31 protein-coding genes are annotated in these 15,873 nt (G+C 41.7%); all 31 read left to right on the top strand.

Annotated elements, in window-relative coordinates; genetic code table 11:
• Window positions 1-30 precede the first annotated feature (30 nt).
• The 31 genes from tuf (at window position 31) to rplQ (ending at window position 15,791) form a co-directional block, all read left to right on the top strand.
• On the top strand, window positions 31-1,218 hold the full coding sequence (gene tuf, locus VPHSUH08_RS06065) for an elongation factor Tu (RefSeq protein WP_012864763.1): 1,188 nt from the start codon (window positions 31-33) through the stop codon (window positions 1,216-1,218).
• Between the two features lie 180 nt (window positions 1,219-1,398).
• On the top strand, window positions 1,399-1,710 hold the full coding sequence (gene rpsJ / locus VPHSUH08_RS06060) for a 30S ribosomal protein S10 (protein WP_004695100.1): 312 nt from the start codon (window positions 1,399-1,401) through the stop codon (window positions 1,708-1,710).
• Between the two features lie 12 nt (window positions 1,711-1,722).
• Entirely contained in the window at window positions 1,723-2,364 is a 642-nt protein-coding gene (gene rplC, locus VPHSUH08_RS06055) for a 50S ribosomal protein L3 (protein WP_004695102.1), read from the top strand.
• Between the two features lie 26 nt (window positions 2,365-2,390).
• Window positions 2,391-3,014: a 50S ribosomal protein L4 gene (gene rplD / locus VPHSUH08_RS06050; RefSeq protein ID WP_004695105.1), complete on the top strand. Its 624-nt coding sequence runs from the start codon at window positions 2,391-2,393 to the stop codon at window positions 3,012-3,014.
• On the top strand, window positions 3,014-3,298 hold the full coding sequence (rplW, locus tag VPHSUH08_RS06045; RefSeq protein ID WP_004695108.1) for a 50S ribosomal protein L23: 285 nt from the start codon (window positions 3,014-3,016) through the stop codon (window positions 3,296-3,298). The genes rplD and rplW overlap by 1 nt, the downstream gene beginning before the upstream one ends.
• Before the next feature lie 26 nt (window positions 3,299-3,324).
• A complete protein-coding gene (rplB, locus tag VPHSUH08_RS06040) occupies window positions 3,325-4,155 on the top strand; it encodes a 50S ribosomal protein L2 (RefSeq protein ID WP_004695109.1) in 831 nt (276 codons plus the stop codon).
• Between the two features lie 23 nt (window positions 4,156-4,178).
• Window positions 4,179-4,460, top strand: coding sequence for a 30S ribosomal protein S19 (rpsS, locus tag VPHSUH08_RS06035; protein ID WP_004695110.1), 282 nt, complete (start codon window positions 4,179-4,181; stop codon window positions 4,458-4,460).
• Window positions 4,461-4,473: 13 nt separating this feature from the next.
• A complete protein-coding gene (gene rplV / locus VPHSUH08_RS06030) occupies window positions 4,474-4,809 on the top strand; it encodes a 50S ribosomal protein L22 (protein ID WP_004695112.1) in 336 nt (111 codons plus the stop codon).
• 16 nt (window positions 4,810-4,825) lie between these two features.
• The gene (gene rpsC / locus VPHSUH08_RS06025) at window positions 4,826-5,494 is read left to right on the top strand and encodes a 30S ribosomal protein S3 (RefSeq protein ID WP_004695113.1); all 669 of its coding nucleotides are present in this window, start codon (window positions 4,826-4,828) and stop codon (window positions 5,492-5,494) included.
• Entirely contained in the window at window positions 5,494-5,931 is a 438-nt protein-coding gene (gene rplP / locus VPHSUH08_RS06020; protein WP_004695114.1) for a 50S ribosomal protein L16, read from the top strand. The genes rpsC and rplP overlap by 1 nt, the downstream gene beginning before the upstream one ends.
• On the top strand, window positions 5,921-6,124 hold the full coding sequence (gene rpmC, locus VPHSUH08_RS06015; protein WP_004695115.1) for a 50S ribosomal protein L29: 204 nt from the start codon (window positions 5,921-5,923) through the stop codon (window positions 6,122-6,124). Before rplP ends, rpmC begins: the two co-directional genes overlap by 11 nt.
• 39 nt (window positions 6,125-6,163) lie before the next feature.
• Window positions 6,164-6,424 (top strand): 30S ribosomal protein S17, encoded by a 261-nt coding sequence (rpsQ, locus tag VPHSUH08_RS06010; protein ID WP_004695116.1) that lies wholly within the window; start codon window positions 6,164-6,166, stop codon window positions 6,422-6,424.
• A 24-nt stretch (window positions 6,425-6,448) separates the two neighbouring features.
• Window positions 6,449-6,817, top strand: a complete 369-nt coding sequence (gene rplN / locus VPHSUH08_RS06005; RefSeq protein WP_004695117.1) for a 50S ribosomal protein L14 — start codon at window positions 6,449-6,451, stop codon at window positions 6,815-6,817.
• An 18-nt stretch (window positions 6,818-6,835) separates the two neighbouring features.
• Entirely contained in the window at window positions 6,836-7,156 is a 321-nt protein-coding gene (gene rplX, locus VPHSUH08_RS06000; protein ID WP_004695118.1) for a 50S ribosomal protein L24, read from the top strand.
• Between the two features lie 23 nt (window positions 7,157-7,179).
• Window positions 7,180-7,719, top strand: coding sequence for a 50S ribosomal protein L5 (gene rplE / locus VPHSUH08_RS05995; protein WP_004695119.1), 540 nt, complete (start codon window positions 7,180-7,182; stop codon window positions 7,717-7,719).
• A gap of 16 nt (window positions 7,720-7,735) precedes the next feature.
• The gene (rpsN, locus tag VPHSUH08_RS05990; protein WP_004695122.1) at window positions 7,736-8,005 is read left to right on the top strand and encodes a 30S ribosomal protein S14; all 270 of its coding nucleotides are present in this window, start codon (window positions 7,736-7,738) and stop codon (window positions 8,003-8,005) included.
• Between the two features lie 27 nt (window positions 8,006-8,032).
• Window positions 8,033-8,419 (top strand): 30S ribosomal protein S8, encoded by a 387-nt coding sequence (rpsH, locus tag VPHSUH08_RS05985; RefSeq protein ID WP_004695128.1) that lies wholly within the window; start codon window positions 8,033-8,035, stop codon window positions 8,417-8,419.
• Window positions 8,420-8,443: 24 nt separating this feature from the next.
• Window positions 8,444-8,989, top strand: coding sequence for a 50S ribosomal protein L6 (gene rplF, locus VPHSUH08_RS05980; RefSeq protein WP_004695131.1), 546 nt, complete (start codon window positions 8,444-8,446; stop codon window positions 8,987-8,989).
• Between the two features lie 17 nt (window positions 8,990-9,006).
• Window positions 9,007-9,387, top strand: a complete 381-nt coding sequence (gene rplR / locus VPHSUH08_RS05975) for a 50S ribosomal protein L18 (RefSeq protein ID WP_005385510.1) — start codon at window positions 9,007-9,009, stop codon at window positions 9,385-9,387.
• Between the two features lie 18 nt (window positions 9,388-9,405).
• The gene (gene rpsE / locus VPHSUH08_RS05970) at window positions 9,406-9,909 is read left to right on the top strand and encodes a 30S ribosomal protein S5 (protein ID WP_004695136.1); all 504 of its coding nucleotides are present in this window, start codon (window positions 9,406-9,408) and stop codon (window positions 9,907-9,909) included.
• A gap of 14 nt (window positions 9,910-9,923) precedes the next feature.
• A complete protein-coding gene (rpmD, locus tag VPHSUH08_RS05965) occupies window positions 9,924-10,103 on the top strand; it encodes a 50S ribosomal protein L30 (RefSeq protein ID WP_004695138.1) in 180 nt (59 codons plus the stop codon).
• Between the two features lie 22 nt (window positions 10,104-10,125).
• On the top strand, window positions 10,126-10,572 hold the full coding sequence (gene rplO, locus VPHSUH08_RS05960; RefSeq protein ID WP_004695141.1) for a 50S ribosomal protein L15: 447 nt from the start codon (window positions 10,126-10,128) through the stop codon (window positions 10,570-10,572).
• Window position 10,573: 1 nt separating this feature from the next.
• Window positions 10,574-11,836, top strand: a complete 1,263-nt coding sequence (gene secY, locus VPHSUH08_RS05955; protein WP_012864761.1) for a preprotein translocase subunit SecY — start codon at window positions 10,574-10,576, stop codon at window positions 11,834-11,836.
• A gap of 12 nt (window positions 11,837-11,848) precedes the next feature.
• A complete protein-coding gene (locus tag VPHSUH08_RS05950) occupies window positions 11,849-12,412 on the top strand; it encodes an adenylate kinase (protein ID WP_004695145.1) in 564 nt (187 codons plus the stop codon).
• A 3-nt stretch (window positions 12,413-12,415) separates the two neighbouring features.
• Complete coding sequence (gene map / locus VPHSUH08_RS05945) at window positions 12,416-13,186, top strand: type I methionyl aminopeptidase (RefSeq protein WP_008602519.1); 771 nt, start codon at window positions 12,416-12,418, stop codon at window positions 13,184-13,186.
• 22 nt (window positions 13,187-13,208) lie between these two features.
• Complete coding sequence (gene infA, locus VPHSUH08_RS05940; protein ID WP_004695147.1) at window positions 13,209-13,427, top strand: translation initiation factor IF-1; 219 nt, start codon at window positions 13,209-13,211, stop codon at window positions 13,425-13,427.
• 26 nt (window positions 13,428-13,453) lie between these two features.
• Entirely contained in the window at window positions 13,454-13,567 is a 114-nt protein-coding gene (rpmJ, locus tag VPHSUH08_RS05935; protein ID WP_004695148.1) for a 50S ribosomal protein L36, read from the top strand.
• 23 nt (window positions 13,568-13,590) lie between these two features.
• A complete protein-coding gene (rpsM, locus tag VPHSUH08_RS05930) occupies window positions 13,591-13,959 on the top strand; it encodes a 30S ribosomal protein S13 (protein WP_105087010.1) in 369 nt (122 codons plus the stop codon).
• 19 nt (window positions 13,960-13,978) lie between these two features.
• A complete protein-coding gene (gene rpsK, locus VPHSUH08_RS05925) occupies window positions 13,979-14,368 on the top strand; it encodes a 30S ribosomal protein S11 (protein ID WP_004695151.1) in 390 nt (129 codons plus the stop codon).
• 70 nt (window positions 14,369-14,438) lie between these two features.
• On the top strand, window positions 14,439-15,443 hold the full coding sequence (locus tag VPHSUH08_RS05920) for a DNA-directed RNA polymerase subunit alpha (RefSeq protein WP_004695153.1): 1,005 nt from the start codon (window positions 14,439-14,441) through the stop codon (window positions 15,441-15,443).
• A 12-nt stretch (window positions 15,444-15,455) separates the two neighbouring features.
• A complete protein-coding gene (gene rplQ, locus VPHSUH08_RS05915) occupies window positions 15,456-15,791 on the top strand; it encodes a 50S ribosomal protein L17 (RefSeq protein WP_004695155.1) in 336 nt (111 codons plus the stop codon).
• Window positions 15,792-15,873: the final 82 nt, after the last annotated feature.

Genomic DNA, 15,873 nt, shown 5'->3' with positions numbered 1-15,873 from the left:
ATTACTATTTTCCTCGGAGGATAATTTAAAATGGCAAAAGAAAAATTTGAACGTACGAAACCGCATGTTAACATCGGTACAATCGGTCACGTTGACCATGGTAAAACTACTTTGACTGCTGCAATCACTAAAGTATTGGCTGAAAAAGGTCAAGCTGACTTCCAAGATTACAGCATGATCGATAAAGCTCCAGAAGAACGTGAACGCGGTATCACAATCAACACTGCACACGTTGAGTATGAAACTGCTAACCGTCACTATGCACACGTTGACTGCCCAGGCCATGCTGACTATGTTAAAAACATGATTACTGGTGCGGCTCAAATGGACGGCGCTATCTTGGTTGTATCCGCAGCTGACGGCCCTATGCCTCAAACTCGCGAACACATCTTGTTGGCTCGCCAAGTTGGTGTTCCTGCAATCGTAGTATTCTTGAACAAAGCTGACATGGTTGACGATGAAGAATTGATCGAATTGGTAGAAATGGAAGTTCGTGAACTTCTTTCTTCCTACGAATTCCCTGGCGACGAAGTACCTATCGTTGTAGGTTCCGCGTTGAAAGCTTTGGAAGGCGACGCTCAATATGTAGCTAAAATTGACGAATTGATGGACGCTGTAGACTCCTACATCCCAACACCAGTTCGTGATACTGATAAACCATTCTTGATGCCTGTGGAAGACGTTTTCACAATCACTGGTCGTGGTACAGTAGCAACTGGCCGTGTTGAACGTGGTCAAGTAAACGTTGGTGATACTGTTGAAGTAGTAGGCTTGAAAGAAAAAGCTGAACAATATGTAGTAACAGGTCTTGAAATGTTCCGTAAAGTGTTGGATTCTGCAGTAGCAGGTGACAACGTAGGTGCATTGCTTCGTGGTGTTGATCGTAAAGACATCGAACGTGGTCAAGTATTGGCTAAACCAGGCTCCATCAACCCACACACAAAATTCAAAGCAGAAGTATACGTATTGACTAAAGAAGAAGGTGGCCGTCATACTCCATTCTTCTCCAACTACCGTCCACAATTCTACTTCCGTACAACAGACGTAACAGGTGTTGTAAACCTTCCTGAAGGTGTAGAAATGTGTATGCCTGGCGATAACGTAACAATGGAAATCGAATTGATTACTCCAATCGCTATCGAAGAAGGTCTTCGCTTTGCGATCCGCGAAGGTGGCCATACAGTAGGCGCTGGCGTAGTAACAGAAATCGAAGGTTAATTTAACCTTTTATGCTCATCGTAGAATGCGTTGAGCACAATACATGCAGCACTCAGAGCGGCAGATAATGCCGCTCTCGTGTTGTGTTTTTAAACTATGAAGTAGAAGGTTGCCTCTGCGGAGGAGAATTTCTATGGAGCAGCCCATTCACGAAATGGACGACAGGAGGAATTATTAATAATGGCTAAACAGCAAAAAATCCGTATTCGCCTTAAGGCATACGACCACAAAGCTCTCGATCAAAGCGCTGCTAAGATCGTAGACACTGCAAAAAGAAATGGCGCTATGGTATCTGGTCCGATTCCATTGCCAACAGAAAAGAATATCTTCACAATTCTTCGTTCTGTACACGTAAACAAAGATTCTCGTGAACAATTCGAAATGCGTACACATAAACGCTTAATCGATATTCTTGAACCAAATTCGAAAACAGTAGATGCTATCACTCGTTTAGATTTACCAGCTGGTGTATCTATTGAAATAAAACTATAAGGAGGTGCGATAATGTCTAAAGCTATTTTGGGTAAAAAATTAGGAATGACACAAGTCTTCACAGCTGAAGGCCAATTAGTTCCTGTAACAGTAGTGGAAACTACCCCAAGCGTTGTAGTGCGCGTAAAGACTGTAGAAACAGACGGCTACGAAGCAGTACAAATTGGTTACGGTTCCATTAAAGAAAAACATTTAACAAAACCTGTAAAAGGTCAGTTCGACAAAGCTGGCGTAGCTCCAGTGAAATATCTTCGCGAAGTTCGCGTAGCTAATGCAGCTGACTACACAGTAGGCCAAACTCTGGCAGCTGATATCTTCGCAGAAGGTGAATTGGTGGACGTAGTGGGTACAGGTAAAGGTAAGGGTTTTGCTGGCACAATTAAACGCCATAACTTCTCCCGTGGTCCTGAAACTCATGGTTCTAAATCTCACCGTGAACCTGGTTCCATCGGTCCTATGATCTCCGGTGGCGGCGGTAAGGTATACAAAGGTAAAAAACTCCCTGGACAAATGGGTGGTTACAGAGTTACCGTACAACGCTTATCCGTTGTGAAAGTTGATGCTGAACGTAACCTTTTATTGGTTAAAGGTGGTATCCCAGGCGCTAAAGGTAGCTTGGTTATGGTTCGCAACACGGTTAAACCTGTTAAATAATCATTTGTCGAAAGGAGGATTATGTAATGCCTACAGTAGCAACATATAATCAATCCGGCGTTAAAGTCGGTGAAATACAGTTAAACGATGCAGTATTCGGCGTTGAAGTTAACGAAGCCGTAATGCATCAAGCCGTAGTTCGTCAATTGTCTAACGAACGTCTCGGCACACATGCAACAAAAACTAGAGGTATGGTTCGTGGCGGTGGCCGCAAACCTTGGAAACAAAAAGGTACTGGCCGTGCTCGTGCAGGCTCCAGCCGTTCCCCAATCTGGATCGGTGGTGGTACTACATTTGGTCCACAACCTCGCAGCTATTACAAAGCTATGCCTCGTAAGGCTAGACGTTTAGCAGTTAAATCTGCTCTTAGCGATAAAGTGAATAATAGCGAATTATACGTTTTGGAAGAAATCACATTAGCAGCTCCTAAAACAAAAGAAGTGTTGAACATTATTAACAGCTTCAACGTTGGTGATGCAAAAGTATTGTTCATCACTGAAGGTGATGTAAATGTTGAACGTTCCGCTCGTAATATCCAAGGTGTTAAAGCTTTGGCTTGCGAAGGTATGAACATTTTCGATCTTCTTCATTACGATAAGCTCTTCATTACTAAAGGCGCTGTCGCAAAAATCGAGGAGGTGCTCGGATAATGCAATTACATGATGTACTAATCCGCCCGGTTATTACCGAAAAATCCACTATGCTTATGGAAGAAGGAAAATACACTTTCCGTGTGCCTTTGACTGCAAATAAAGTGCAAATCCGTCAAGCAGTTGAAAAAATCTTCAATGTAAAAGTAGAAAAAGTAGCTACTATTCGTGTTTTAGGTAAGACTAAACGCATGGGTCGTACACAAGGTAAACGTAGCGATTATAAAAAAGCTATCGTAACCTTAAAAGCTGGCGAATCCATTGAATTCTTTGAAGGTGTCTAAGAGTCTAGTTGTAAGGAGGCCCACTAATGGCAATTAAATCATTTAAACCGTACTCCGCTGGTCGCCGGTTTATGACAGTATCCGCCTTCGACGAAATCACAGCAAGCAAACCAGAAAAATCCTTGCTCGCTAAGATTTCTCAAAAAGGTGGTCGTAACAATACTGGTAAAATGACAGTTCGTCACCAAGGTGGCGGTCACAAACGTCAATACCGTATTATTGACTTCAAACGTACTAAAGATAATATTCCAGCTAAAGTAGCAACAATCGAGTATGATCCTAACCGTTCTTCTCGTATCGCTTTGCTTAACTACGCTGATGGTGAAAAACGCTACATTTTAGCTCCTAACGGTCTAAAAGTTGGTGACGTTGTATTCTCCGGTCCTGAGTCCGATATTAAACCTGGTAACTGCTTACCATTGGCTAATATTCCAGACGGTACACAAATCCACAATATCGAATTGAAAATCGGTAAAGGTGGTCAAATCGTTCGTTCCGCTGGTACATCTGCTCAATTGATGGGTAAAGATAATGGCTACGCTATTCTTCGTTTACCATCTGGTGAAATGCGTCGTGTTCGTCAAGAGTGCCGTGCAACAATTGGTGTTGTTGGTAACGCTGACCACAGCAACCTTGTAATCGGTAAAGCTGGTCGTCATCGTTGGATGGGTGTTCGCCCTGGCAACCGTGGTGTTGTAATGAACCCTTGTGACCATCCACATGGTGGTGGTGAAGGTAAATCTCCTGTTGGTCGTAAACATCCTGTTACACCTTGGGGCAAACCAGCACATGGTGTTAAAACTCGCGACAAGAAAAAAGCTTCTAACAGCTTAATCATTAAACGTCGTACAAAATAGGATAAAGGAAAGGAGATAAAATAGTGTCCAGATCTATTAAAAAAGGCCCTTTCGTAGCAGATCATTTGCTTAAGAAAGTTGAAGCTTTAAACGAAACTAACGAAAAGAAAGTTGTAAAAACCTGGTCCCGTGCCTCTACTATTATCCCAAGTTTTGTAGGCCACACAATTGCTGTGCATGATGGTCGCAAACATGTACCTGTATTCATTACAGAAGATATGGTAGGTCATAAATTAGGTGAGTTCGCTCCTACACGTACTTATAGAGGTCATGGTAAGGACGAAAAATCTACAGGCAAAAAATAGGAGGAAATAATACATGGAAGCAAAAGCAATCGCTAGACATATCCGAATCGCGCCTCGTAAAATCCGTATCGTTGCAGATTTAGTGCGCGGTAAAAACATCGGCGAAGCATTTGCCATCTTGAAGTTCACTCCGAAAGTTGGCGCTGATGTAGTAGAAAAAGTTATGCGTTCTGCAATCGCAAACGCTGAACATAATTTCGATATGAATGTTGACAATCTTTACGTATCCGAGATCTTCGTTGATCAAGGCCCTACATTAAAACGCATTCATCCTCGTTCCCGTGGTCAAGCTTTCAAAATTTTGAAACGTACTAGCCACGTAACAGTAGTAGTTAAAGAAAGAGCTTAAGAAGGAGGGAAACAGAGTGGGTCAAAAAGTTAATCCACACGGTTTGCGTGTCGGTATCGTAAAAGATTGGGACGCAAAATGGTATGCAGATAAAGATTTCGCTGCTAATCTTCATGAAGACGTAAAAATTCGTAACTTCTTGAAAGAAACCCTTTTCATTGCTGGTATTTCCCGCATTGAAATCGAGCGTACAAATAAACGTATTAAATTGACTATCCACACTGCGAAACCAGGTATGGTTATCGGTCGTGGTGGTGCTGGTATCGAAGATATCAAAAAAGCAATGACTCGTTTCACTGATAAACAAGTGGACGTTAACATTGCAGAAATTAAACAAGCAGACATGGATGCAACATTAGTTGCTGAAAACATTGCGGGCCAATTGGAACGTCGTATCGGCTTCCGTCGTGCAATGAAACAAGCTGTAGGTCGTACAATGCGCTTAGGTGCAAAAGGTATTAAAATCATGGTAAGCGGTCGTCTTGGCGGTGCTGAAATCGCTCGTAGCGAATCCTATCGTGAAGGTTCTATTCCTTTGCATACACTTCGTGCAGACATCGACTACGGTACTGCTGAAGCTCATACAACATATGGTTGTATCGGCATTAAAGTATGGATTTACAAAGGTGAAGTTTTGCCAGAAGCAAAACAAGCACCTGCTAAGAAGGAAGAAGGTGGCAAGTAATGCTTATTCCAAAGCGCGTAAAACATCGTAAGCAATTCCGCGGCCGTATGAAAGGTCGTGCTATGCGCGGTAATACAGTGTCTCATGGTGAGTTCGGCTTGGTAGCATGCGAACCATCTTGGATCACTAACCGTCAAATCGAAGCTGCCCGTATTGCTATGACTCGTTATATCAAACGTGGTGGTAAAGTATGGATTAAAATTTTCCCTGACAAACCAATCACAGCTAAACCAGCTGGTACTCGTATGGGTTCCGGTAAAGGTTCTCCTGAATACTGGGTAGCAGTGGTTAAACCAGGTCGTGTAATGTTTGAAATGGACGGTGTGCCAGAAGCTACAGCTCGTGAAGCTATGCGTCTTGCAAGCCATAAACTTCCAATCAAATGCAAATTTGTTGTTAAGGGTAAAGAATTGGGTGGTGACGTAAATGAAGGTTAATGACATTCGCAATATGAGCGCTGCCGAAATGGAACAAAAAGTTTCCGGTCTTAAGGAAGAGTTATTTAACCTCCGTTTTCAGCTTGCAACAGGTCAATTAGAAAATCCTATGCGCATTCGTGAAGTTAAGAAGACAATCGCTCGTATTAAAACTGTACAACGTGAAGTTGAACTTAAATCTGAAAACGCATAATAACAGATTTGTTAAAGTTTGAAAAGGAGGCTTAAAATCGTGGCAGAAGAAAGAAACGTACGTAAAGTCCGCGTAGGTAAAGTTGTTAGCGACAAAATGGACAAAACTGTTGTTGTTGCTGTTGAACGTAAAGTACCTCACGCATTATATAACAAGCCAATGGTTAGCACAAAACGCTTCAAAGCTCATGATGAAAATAATGAGTGTCAAATTGGCGATACAGTTAAAATTGTAGAAACTCGTCCACTTTCTAAAGATAAATGTTGGAGAGTTGTTGAAATTCTTGAAAGACAAAAATAAGAGTGATGTAAGGAGGAATAGACGATGATCCAGCAACAAACAATTTTGAATGTTGCCGACAACACTGGTGCTAAACGTATTATGTGCATCCAAGTCATGGGCGGTTCTTATCGCAAATTCGGCAATATCGGTGACGTAATCGTTGCTTCTGTAAAAGATGCATCACCCGGTGGCGTTGTCAAGAAAGGCGACGTAGTTAAAGCTGTTATTGTTCGTTCTAAAAAAGGTATCCGCCGTCAAGACGGTTCCTATATTCGTTTCGATGAAAACGCAGCAGTAGTTATTAAAGATGACAAGACCCCTCGTGGTACTCGTATCTTTGGACCTGTAGCTAGAGAACTTCGTGAAAAAGACTTCATGAAAATCGTTTCTTTGGCTCCAGAAGTATTATAAGAAGGAGGAACGCAGCATATGGCTAAGCTACAAATCAAAAAAGGCGATACAGTTGTTGTTATCTCCGGTAAAGATAAAGGTAAGCAAGGTACAGTTATCGCAACTGAACCTAAAAAAGAACGCGTATTTGTTGAAGGCGTTAACACTGTAAAACGTCACACAAAACCTTCCCAAGCTAACCCACAAGGCGGCATCGTTACTAAAGAAGCTGGCATTCATGTTTCTAACGTAATGGTTGTCGACCCAGAAACTAAAACAGCTACTCGTATCAAAAAGGTAGAAGGCAAGGACGGTAAATTCGTTCGCGCTACTGTTAAATCCGGTACAGTACTTAAATAATCAGGAAAGGAGGAGCTACATAAATGTCTCGTTTGTTTGAACAATACAACTCTGAAATCAAAAAGAGTATGCAAGAAAAATTCCAATACGGCAATGTAATGGAAATTCCTAAATTGGAAAAAATCGTTATCAACATCGGCGTAGGTGATGCAGTAGGCAATGCAAAAGCATTGGAAGCAGCAGTTAATGACTTGACTATTATTGCTGGTCAAAAACCTGTTATCACAAAAGCTAAAAAATCCATTGCGAACTTCAAAGTTCGTGAAGGCATGGCGTTGGGTACAAAAGTTACTCTTCGTGGCGAACGCATGTATGAATTCCTTGATAGATTGATCAATGCGGCATTACCTCGTGTACGTGACTTCCGCGGTATCAGCGCTACTGCATTCGATGGCCGTGGTAACTACGCTTTGGGTCTTAAAGAACAGCTCATCTTCCCTGAAATCGAATATGATCAGGTAGAACGTGTTACTGGTATGGATATCATTATCGTAACAAGTGCTAAGACAGATGAAGAAGCTCGTGAATTGTTGACTCAATTCGGTATGCCTTTTGAAAAATAATAGGAGGAACATATAGATGGCTAAAAAATCTATGATTGAACGCGAAAAGAAACGCGCTAAAATCGTTGAAAAATATGCAGCTAAACGTGAAGCGTTAAAAGCAGCAGGTGATTATGAAGGCTTATCCAAATTACCAGCAAATGCATCCCCAACACGCTTGCACAACCGTTGCAACTTAACTGGTCGTCCTCACGGCTATATGCGTAAATTCGGTATCAGCCGTATTGCGTTCCGTGAATTGGCGTACAAAGGACAAATTCCTGGTGTTAAAAAAGCCAGCTGGTAATATTAGACGAGAGGAGGTTTTTAGATTATGGTAATGACCGATCCTATCGCGGATATGCTTACGCGCATCCGTAATGCAAACGCTGCACTTCATGAAACGGTAAACATTCCTGCATCTAGAATGAAAGCAGCCGTTCTTGACATCCTTTTACAAGAAGGCTTTGTAAAGAACGTTGAAAAAGAAGAAAACACTTTAAAAGTAACTTTGAAATATGGTTCCAATAACGAGAAAGTTATTACAGGAATTAAACGTATTTCCAAACCAGGTTTACGTGTTTACGCGAAAAAGGAAGAACTTCCTCGTGTACTTGGTGGTTTGGGTATCGCAGTTATTTCTACGTCCAAAGGCGTTATGAGCGACAAACAAGCTCGTAAAGAAGGTCTTGGTGGCGAAGTAATCGCATACGTTTGGTAATAGTAGCAATAGGAGGTAGAAATAATGTCACGTATCGGTAGAATGCCTATCGAGATCCCTGCAGGCGTTACTGTTACATATGATAACCATCATATGAACGTAAAAGGCCCTAAAGGTGAATTATCTCGCGATTTGCATCCAGATATGAATATCACTGTAGAAGGTAACACAATCACAGTAACTCGTCCTTCCGACGATAAAAATCATCGTTCCCTTCACGGTTTGACTCGCGCTCTTGTTGCTAATATGGTAACAGGCGTATCTGAAGGATTTACAAAAACTCTTGAAATCAACGGTGTTGGTTACAGAGCGGCTAAACAAGGCAATAAATTAGCTCTTACACTTGGCTTCTCTCATCCAGTAGAAATGGAAGCTCCAGCTGGTATTACAATCGACGTTCCAGCTCCTAACAAAATCGTTGTGTCTGGTGCAGACAAAGAAGTTGTAGGTGCAGTAGCAGCTGATATCCGTAAATGGAGAAAACCTGAACCTTACAAAGGTAAAGGTATCCGCTATGAAGGCGAAGTTGTTCGTCGCAAAGCTGGTAAAGCTGGTGCAAAAGGTAAATAGTAATATCATCTATATGAATGAAAGGAGTGAATATCTTGCCTCGTAAATCTAGTAGAAATATCGCTCGAGCAAAACGTCATCTTCGTATTCGCCGTCACATCTCTGGTACGGCAACTTGCCCACGTTTGAACGTTTACCGTTCTTTGAGCAACATTTACGCACAAGTAATCGATGACGTAGCAGGTACAACTTTGGTTGCTGCTAGCTCTTTAGATAAAGATTTGAACTTATCCTATGGTGGTAACGTAGCTGCTGCTAAAGCTGTTGGTGAAGCAGTTGCTAAAAAAGCTATCGCTAAAGGCATTGACACTGTAGTGTTTGACCGTGGTGGTTACATTTACCACGGCCGCGTAGCAGCCCTTGCAGAAGGTGCTCGTGAAGCAGGCTTAAAATTCTAAGAAGGAGGAACTATAGACATGGCGAGAATTGACTACACCAGTCTTGATCTTAAAGAAAGAGTAGTATTCATCAACCGCGTAGCCAAAGTAGTTAAAGGCGGTCGTCGTTTTTCCTTCAGCGCTCTTGTAGTTGTTGGTGATGGCAACGGTTATGTAGGCGTTGGCTTAGGTAAAGCAGCGGAAGTACCAGAAGCAATTCGCAAAGGTATCGATGATGCTAAGAAAAATATTGTAAACGTAGCTATTAAAAATGGTACAATCCCTCACAGCGTAACAGGCGTATTCGGTGCAGGCCGCGTATTCTTGAAACCAGCTGCTGAAGGTACTGGCGTTATCGCTGGTGGCCCTGTTCGTGCCGTATTGGAATTAGTAGGTGTTCGTAACATCTTGACTAAATCTTTGGGCTCTTCTAACCCTAACAATATGGTTCGCGCTACAATCGAAGGTTTGAAAGATTTGAAACGCGCTAGCGAAGTTGCTGAGCTTCGTGGTAAAACCGTTGAAGAAATCTATAACGCGTAATAAGGAGACAAGAAATGGCACAAGTTAAAGTAACATTAACAAGAAGCTTAATCGGTCGTCCTGAAGATCAACGCGCGACAGTTAAAGCTTTGGGCTTGAAAAAAACTAATTCTCAAGTCGTAAAAGAAGTAACACCTCAAATCGAAGGTATGCTTCATAAAGTTAGACATTTAGTAAAAGTTGAAGAAGTTTAATACTGATAAGGAGGTGCACTGAATGAAACTTCATGAATTACAACCAGCAGCTGGTTCTAAAAAAACTCGTACTCGTGTAGGCCGTGGTTTAGGTTCTGGCTTGGGTAAAACATCTGGTCGTGGTCAAAAAGGTCAAAACTCCCGTTCTGGCGGTGGCGTTCGCTCCGGTTTTGAAGGCGGCCAAATGCCTCTTTATCGTCGTTTACCAAAACGCGGTTTCAACAACAGCGTTTTTGCTAAACAATATGCTGAAGTTAACGTAGCACAATTAAATCGCTTTGAAGATGGTGCAACAGTTGATCCAGTAGCTCTTATTGAAGCTGGCATTTTGAAAAATGTACGCGATGGTATTCGTATTTTAGGTAACGGCACATTGGAAACTAAAAACTTGACTGTTATCGCTAATGGCTTCACTAAAGCTGCTGAAGAAAAAATCACAGCAGCAGGCGGAAAAGTTGAGGTGATCTAGGGTGCTAGATAGCCTCTCGAACATCTTTAAGATTACTGAGTTACGTAACAAGATTTTGTACACATTGATGATGTTTGCTGTGTTTAGAGCCGGCATTCACATCCCAGTACCAGGTGTAGATGCATCTGTTATCGAATCCTTGTTTACATCCGGTAACCTATTTGGTCTATTAGACTTGTTTGCTGGTGGTGCGCTAAGTAAGTTCTCTATCTTTGCGATGAGTATTACCCCTTACATTAATGCTTCCATCATCATGCAACTGCTTCAGTCTGTAGTTCCTCAGTTTGAAGCATGGAGTAAAGATGGTGAAGACGGGCGTAAGAAAATAGCGAAGGTAACTCGTTATGGCACCGTAGTCCTTGGCTTTGTACAAGCCGCTGGTATGGCATTTGCTCTTAGAGCAAACAACGCTTTGGTAAATAATGATTTCCTTAGCGTATTCGTTGTGGCCATCATCCTCACAGCAGGCACATGTTTGTTGATGTGGATTGGTGAGCAAATCACAGCATATGGTATAGGTAATGGTATTTCCTTGATCATCTTTGCTGGTATCGTAGCTCGATTGCCAGATGGTCTCGAAACTATTTATCAATATATCCAAAACGGAACCATTAACATGTTCCAAGCATTCTTATTTGCTGTAATTGCACTTGCGATGATCGCTGTCGTAGTGGCAGTTACACAAGGCCAACGTCGCATTCCTATCCAATACGCAAAACGCGTAGTAGGGCGTAAAATGTACGGTGGTCACTCTACATTCTTGCCGTTGAAAGTCAATCAGGCAGGTGTAATCCCAATTATCTTTGCGTCATCTGTGTTGATGTTCCCTGTAACAATTGCACAATTTATTGACAATGAATTTGTTCATAAAGTTGCTGATTTATTTACATGGGGGACGCCGTTACAAACGGCATTGTATGCGATATTGATCTTTATCTTTACGTATTTCTATACTGCAATCTCTATCAACATTACAGATATGGCAGATAATATGAAAAAATACGGTGGTTTTATCCCAGGTATTCGTGCGGGTAAACCAACTGCTGATTATGTGGATAACGTGATGACCAAGATCACTTTGGCTGGCGCTGTATTCTTAGCTGTCGTTGCTATTATACCGAATTTCCTCGGTAGTATAACCGGCGTCCAAGGCGTATACTTTGGTGGTACGGCTCTTCTTATCGTTGTAGGTGTAGCACTTGATACAATGCAACAAATTGAGTCGCTCATGGTAACACGCCACTATAAAGGCTTTGTGAAATAGGAGGGAAACGATATGTATATTTTATTAATGGGACCTCCTGGTGCTGGTAAAGGCACTCAGGCAGCTCGACTTATTGAAAAATACGGTATTCCCCAAATTTCAACAGGTGATATGTTCCGCGCTGCGATTAAGAACGAAACACCTCTTGGAGTTGAGGCTAAGAAATACATCGATGCTGGTCAATTGGTACCAGACAGTGTAACTGTTGGTATCGTACGTGATCGCTTGGTGAAAGATGACTGCAAATCTGGATTTATTCTTGATGGATTTCCAAGAACTACAGCGCAAGCTGTATCCTTGGATGCAATCCTTAAAGAATTAGGAATTTCTTTGGACGCTGTACTTAATTTAAACGTTCCTTCCGAGGAATTGGTTAAACGTATTAGCGAACGAGCTGTTCTAGAAAATCGTGCTGATGATAACCCTGAAACAGTACAGAAACGTCTAGCTGTGTACGAAGAATCTACTAAACCATTAATTGATTACTATCGCAATAGCGGATTGTATCAAGAAATCAATGGTTTACAAGATGTAGACGCAGTATTTGCTGACATCATTAAGGCGTTGGAGAAATAATCTATGATTATTTTGAAATCGCCCCATGAGATTGAATGTATCCGCAAGGCAAGTAAGCTTACAGCAGACACGTTGTCCTTGTTAGTAGAAAAGGCTAAACCTGGCATCACGACGCTTGAGTTAGATACAATTGCCGAAGAATATATTCGCAGCCACGGTGGTATACCAAGTTGTAAAGGGTACTATGGATTCCCCGCTACAATCTGTGCTTCTATTAACGAAGAAGTCGTTCATGGTATTCCGAGCGCTAAACGTAAGCTTAAAAACGGCGATGTCCTCAGTATTGATCTCGTATCATCTATTGATGGATATCACGGCGATTCGGCTGTGACGATTCCTATCGGTCACGTCAAACCCGATGTGATGAAATTGTTAAAAGTTACAGAGGAAAGTCTGTTCAAGGGAATTGAACAAGTGAAAGTCGGTAACCGTATTGGTGCTATCGGTCACGCTGTTCAAACGTATTGTGAGAAACATGGTTACGGTGTCGTACGCGACTTCGTAGGTCATGGTTTAGGCCGCGAAATGCATGAAGATCCGCAAATACCAAACTATGGTAGTCCTGATCAAGGACCTCTTATGAAACCAGGTATGGTATTGTGTATTGAACCGATGATTACATTAGGTACTCACCGTGTTCGTGTATTAGGGGATGACTGGACAGCAGTTACAGTAGATGGTAAACCTGCTGCTCATTTCGAACATACAGTGGTTGTTACAGAAAACGGCCCTGAAATATTAACTATGCGGGAAGAACCGCGGTTAATTAAATAAACAGGTAACCGGAGGAAAAGATATGTCAAAAGAAGACGTTATTGAGGTGGAAGGTACGGTCGTTGAGGCATTACCGAATGCCATGTTCCAAGTTGAATTGGAAAATGGTCATATCGTATTGGCTCATGTGTCAGGTAAAATGCGTATGAATTTTATCCGTATTCTTCCTGGTGATAAAGTTACTATGGAACTGACACCGTATGACTTAAATCGTGGTCGCATCACCTATCGCTTTAAATAAGCATAGGGTCCACAAAGGAGGTACTAATGAAGGTTCAACCATCAGTTAAAAAGATATGCGAAAAATGTAAAATCATTAAACGCAAAGGCCGTGTAATGGTTATTTGCGAAAATCCAAAACATAAACAAAAACAAGGATAATCTGATAGGAGGTGGATGATTAGATGGCACGTATCGCCGGTGTAGATTTACCTCGTGATAAACGAGTGGAAATTGGTTTAACTTATATTTATGGTATTGGTCCAACTTTAGCATCTGAAATTATTGCTAAAACTGGCATCAATCCTGACACACGCGTTCGCGATCTTTCTGAAGATGAAGTAGCGAAAATCCGTGAAGTGTTAGATGCTGATTACAAAGTAGAAGGTGACCTTCGTCGTGAAGAAGCTCTTAACATTAAACGCTTAATTGAAATCAACTCCTATCGAGGCAAACGTCATCGTATGGGTTTACCACTTCGTGGTCAACGTACTAAAACGAATGCACGTACTCGCAAAGGTCCTAGAAAAGCAATTGCTGGTAAAAAGAAATAAGATAAAGGAGGGATAAAGCGTGGCTAAAAAAGTTGTTAGAACTAAAAGAAAAGAAAAGAAACATATTGAATCCGGTGCGGCTCATATTCGTTCTACATTCAATAACACTATCGTAACTTTGACAGATACAAACGGTAATGCGTTGTCTTGGGCTTCCGCTGGTGGCTTGGGCTTCCGTGGTTCTCGTAAATCCACTCCATTTGCTGCTCAAATGGCTGCTGAACAAGCTGCTAAAGCTGCAATGGAACATGGCCTTCGCACTGTTGAAGTATTCGTAAAAGGTCCTGGATCCGGCCGTGAAGCTGCAATCCGTGCTTTACAAGCTGCAGGTCTTGAAGTTACTTCCATTAAAGACGTAACTCCAATTCCTCACAATGGTTGTCGCCCTCCAAAACGCCGTCGTGTATAATTTATAGCGACCGATATGATACGGTGCTATAATTAACTATGAACGTGTGTTATATAGGAGGATGTTCCTGATGAGCGAAGAAAAGAAACTTAAAATCGAGAAAGTGGACATCGCCGATGGCGGTCGTTATGGTAAGTTCGTATGTGAACCATTAGATCGTGGTTATGGTATCACTCTCGGTAATAGCTTACGCAGAATTTTGCTTTCATCCTTGGATGGGGCAGCTATCACCTCTATCAAAATTGATGGAGTTCTTCATGAATTCTCTACTATTCCTGGTATTCGCGAAGACGTTACGGATATCATCCTTAACTTAAAGCAATTGTGCATCAAAGTTGAAGAAGAAGCACAATTACCTTTGGAAGTTCATTTTGACTTCCAAAAGGATGGAATATTGACAGCTGCTGATTTGGCTGAACAATTCCCACCAGAGGTAGAAGTATTGAATCCTGAACTCGTGATTGCGACAATGGATGAGACAGCTCATCTCGTAATGGACGTAGTAATCGAACGAGGTAAAGGCTATGTTCCTTCAACGAAGAATAAAAAAGATACTGATGTTATTGGTTGTATTCCAATCGATTCCATCTTCTCTCCAATTCTTCGTGCTAAATACGAAGTGAGTGATGTTCGTGTAGGCAATGAAATGGACTTCGACAAACTTACATTAGAAGTTTGGACTGATGGCTCCATTACTGCTGCTGATGCAGTGGCAAAATCTGCTGCCATTATGATTGGTTATTTAGGGAACTTCACTAAATTAGCGCATTCTGCAGATGTTGTAGATGTAAACACTGGTGAAGGCGGTATCGTTATAGATCCAGTAGGTTCCGATAATGAAGAACCAGCTGTAGATGACGGCCCAGCAAAGATTTCCATCGATGAGTTGGAACTCTCTGTTCGTGCGTATAACTGCTTGAAACGTGCTGGCATTAATACAATTGCAGACTTGCTAGACAAAACCATTGATGACTTAGGAAAAGTTCGCAACTTAGGTAAAAAATCTATCGATGAAATTGAGGAAAAACTCAATAATCATCCAGGTGGTTTTCAACTTAAACAAAAAGGCGAATAAGGAGGAAGACGAATGTACAGAAAATTAGGCCGCGACAGCTCCGCTCGTAAAGCGTTGTTCCGTAGCATGTTAACATCTTTCTTCCAATATGAGCGTATTGAAACGACTGAAGCTAAAGCGAAAGAACTTCGTTCTTTAGCTGATCAAATGGTAACTTTGGCTAAACGTGGTGATCTTCATGCACGTCGCCAAGTTCTTGCATACCTCATGGATGAAAGTGTAGTAAAAAAATTGTTTGATACAATTGCTCCAAAATATGCAGACCGTCAAGGTGGTTACACTCGTGTAATCAAAACTGGTCTTCGCAAAGGTGACGCTGCACCTTTGGCTATTATCGAGTTAGTTTAATCAAACTCATACGGTGTTGTAACTTATGTTGCAGCACCGTTTTTTTATTGTCAATTTTATGGTACAATCGACTAGTATAATA

The organism is Veillonella sp. S13054-11 (genome assembly GCF_002959795.1).
Taxonomy (GTDB): Bacteria; Bacillota; Negativicutes; order Veillonellales; family Veillonellaceae; genus Veillonella; species Veillonella parvula_E.
This window is presented reverse-complemented; position numbering and strand designations above follow the sequence as displayed.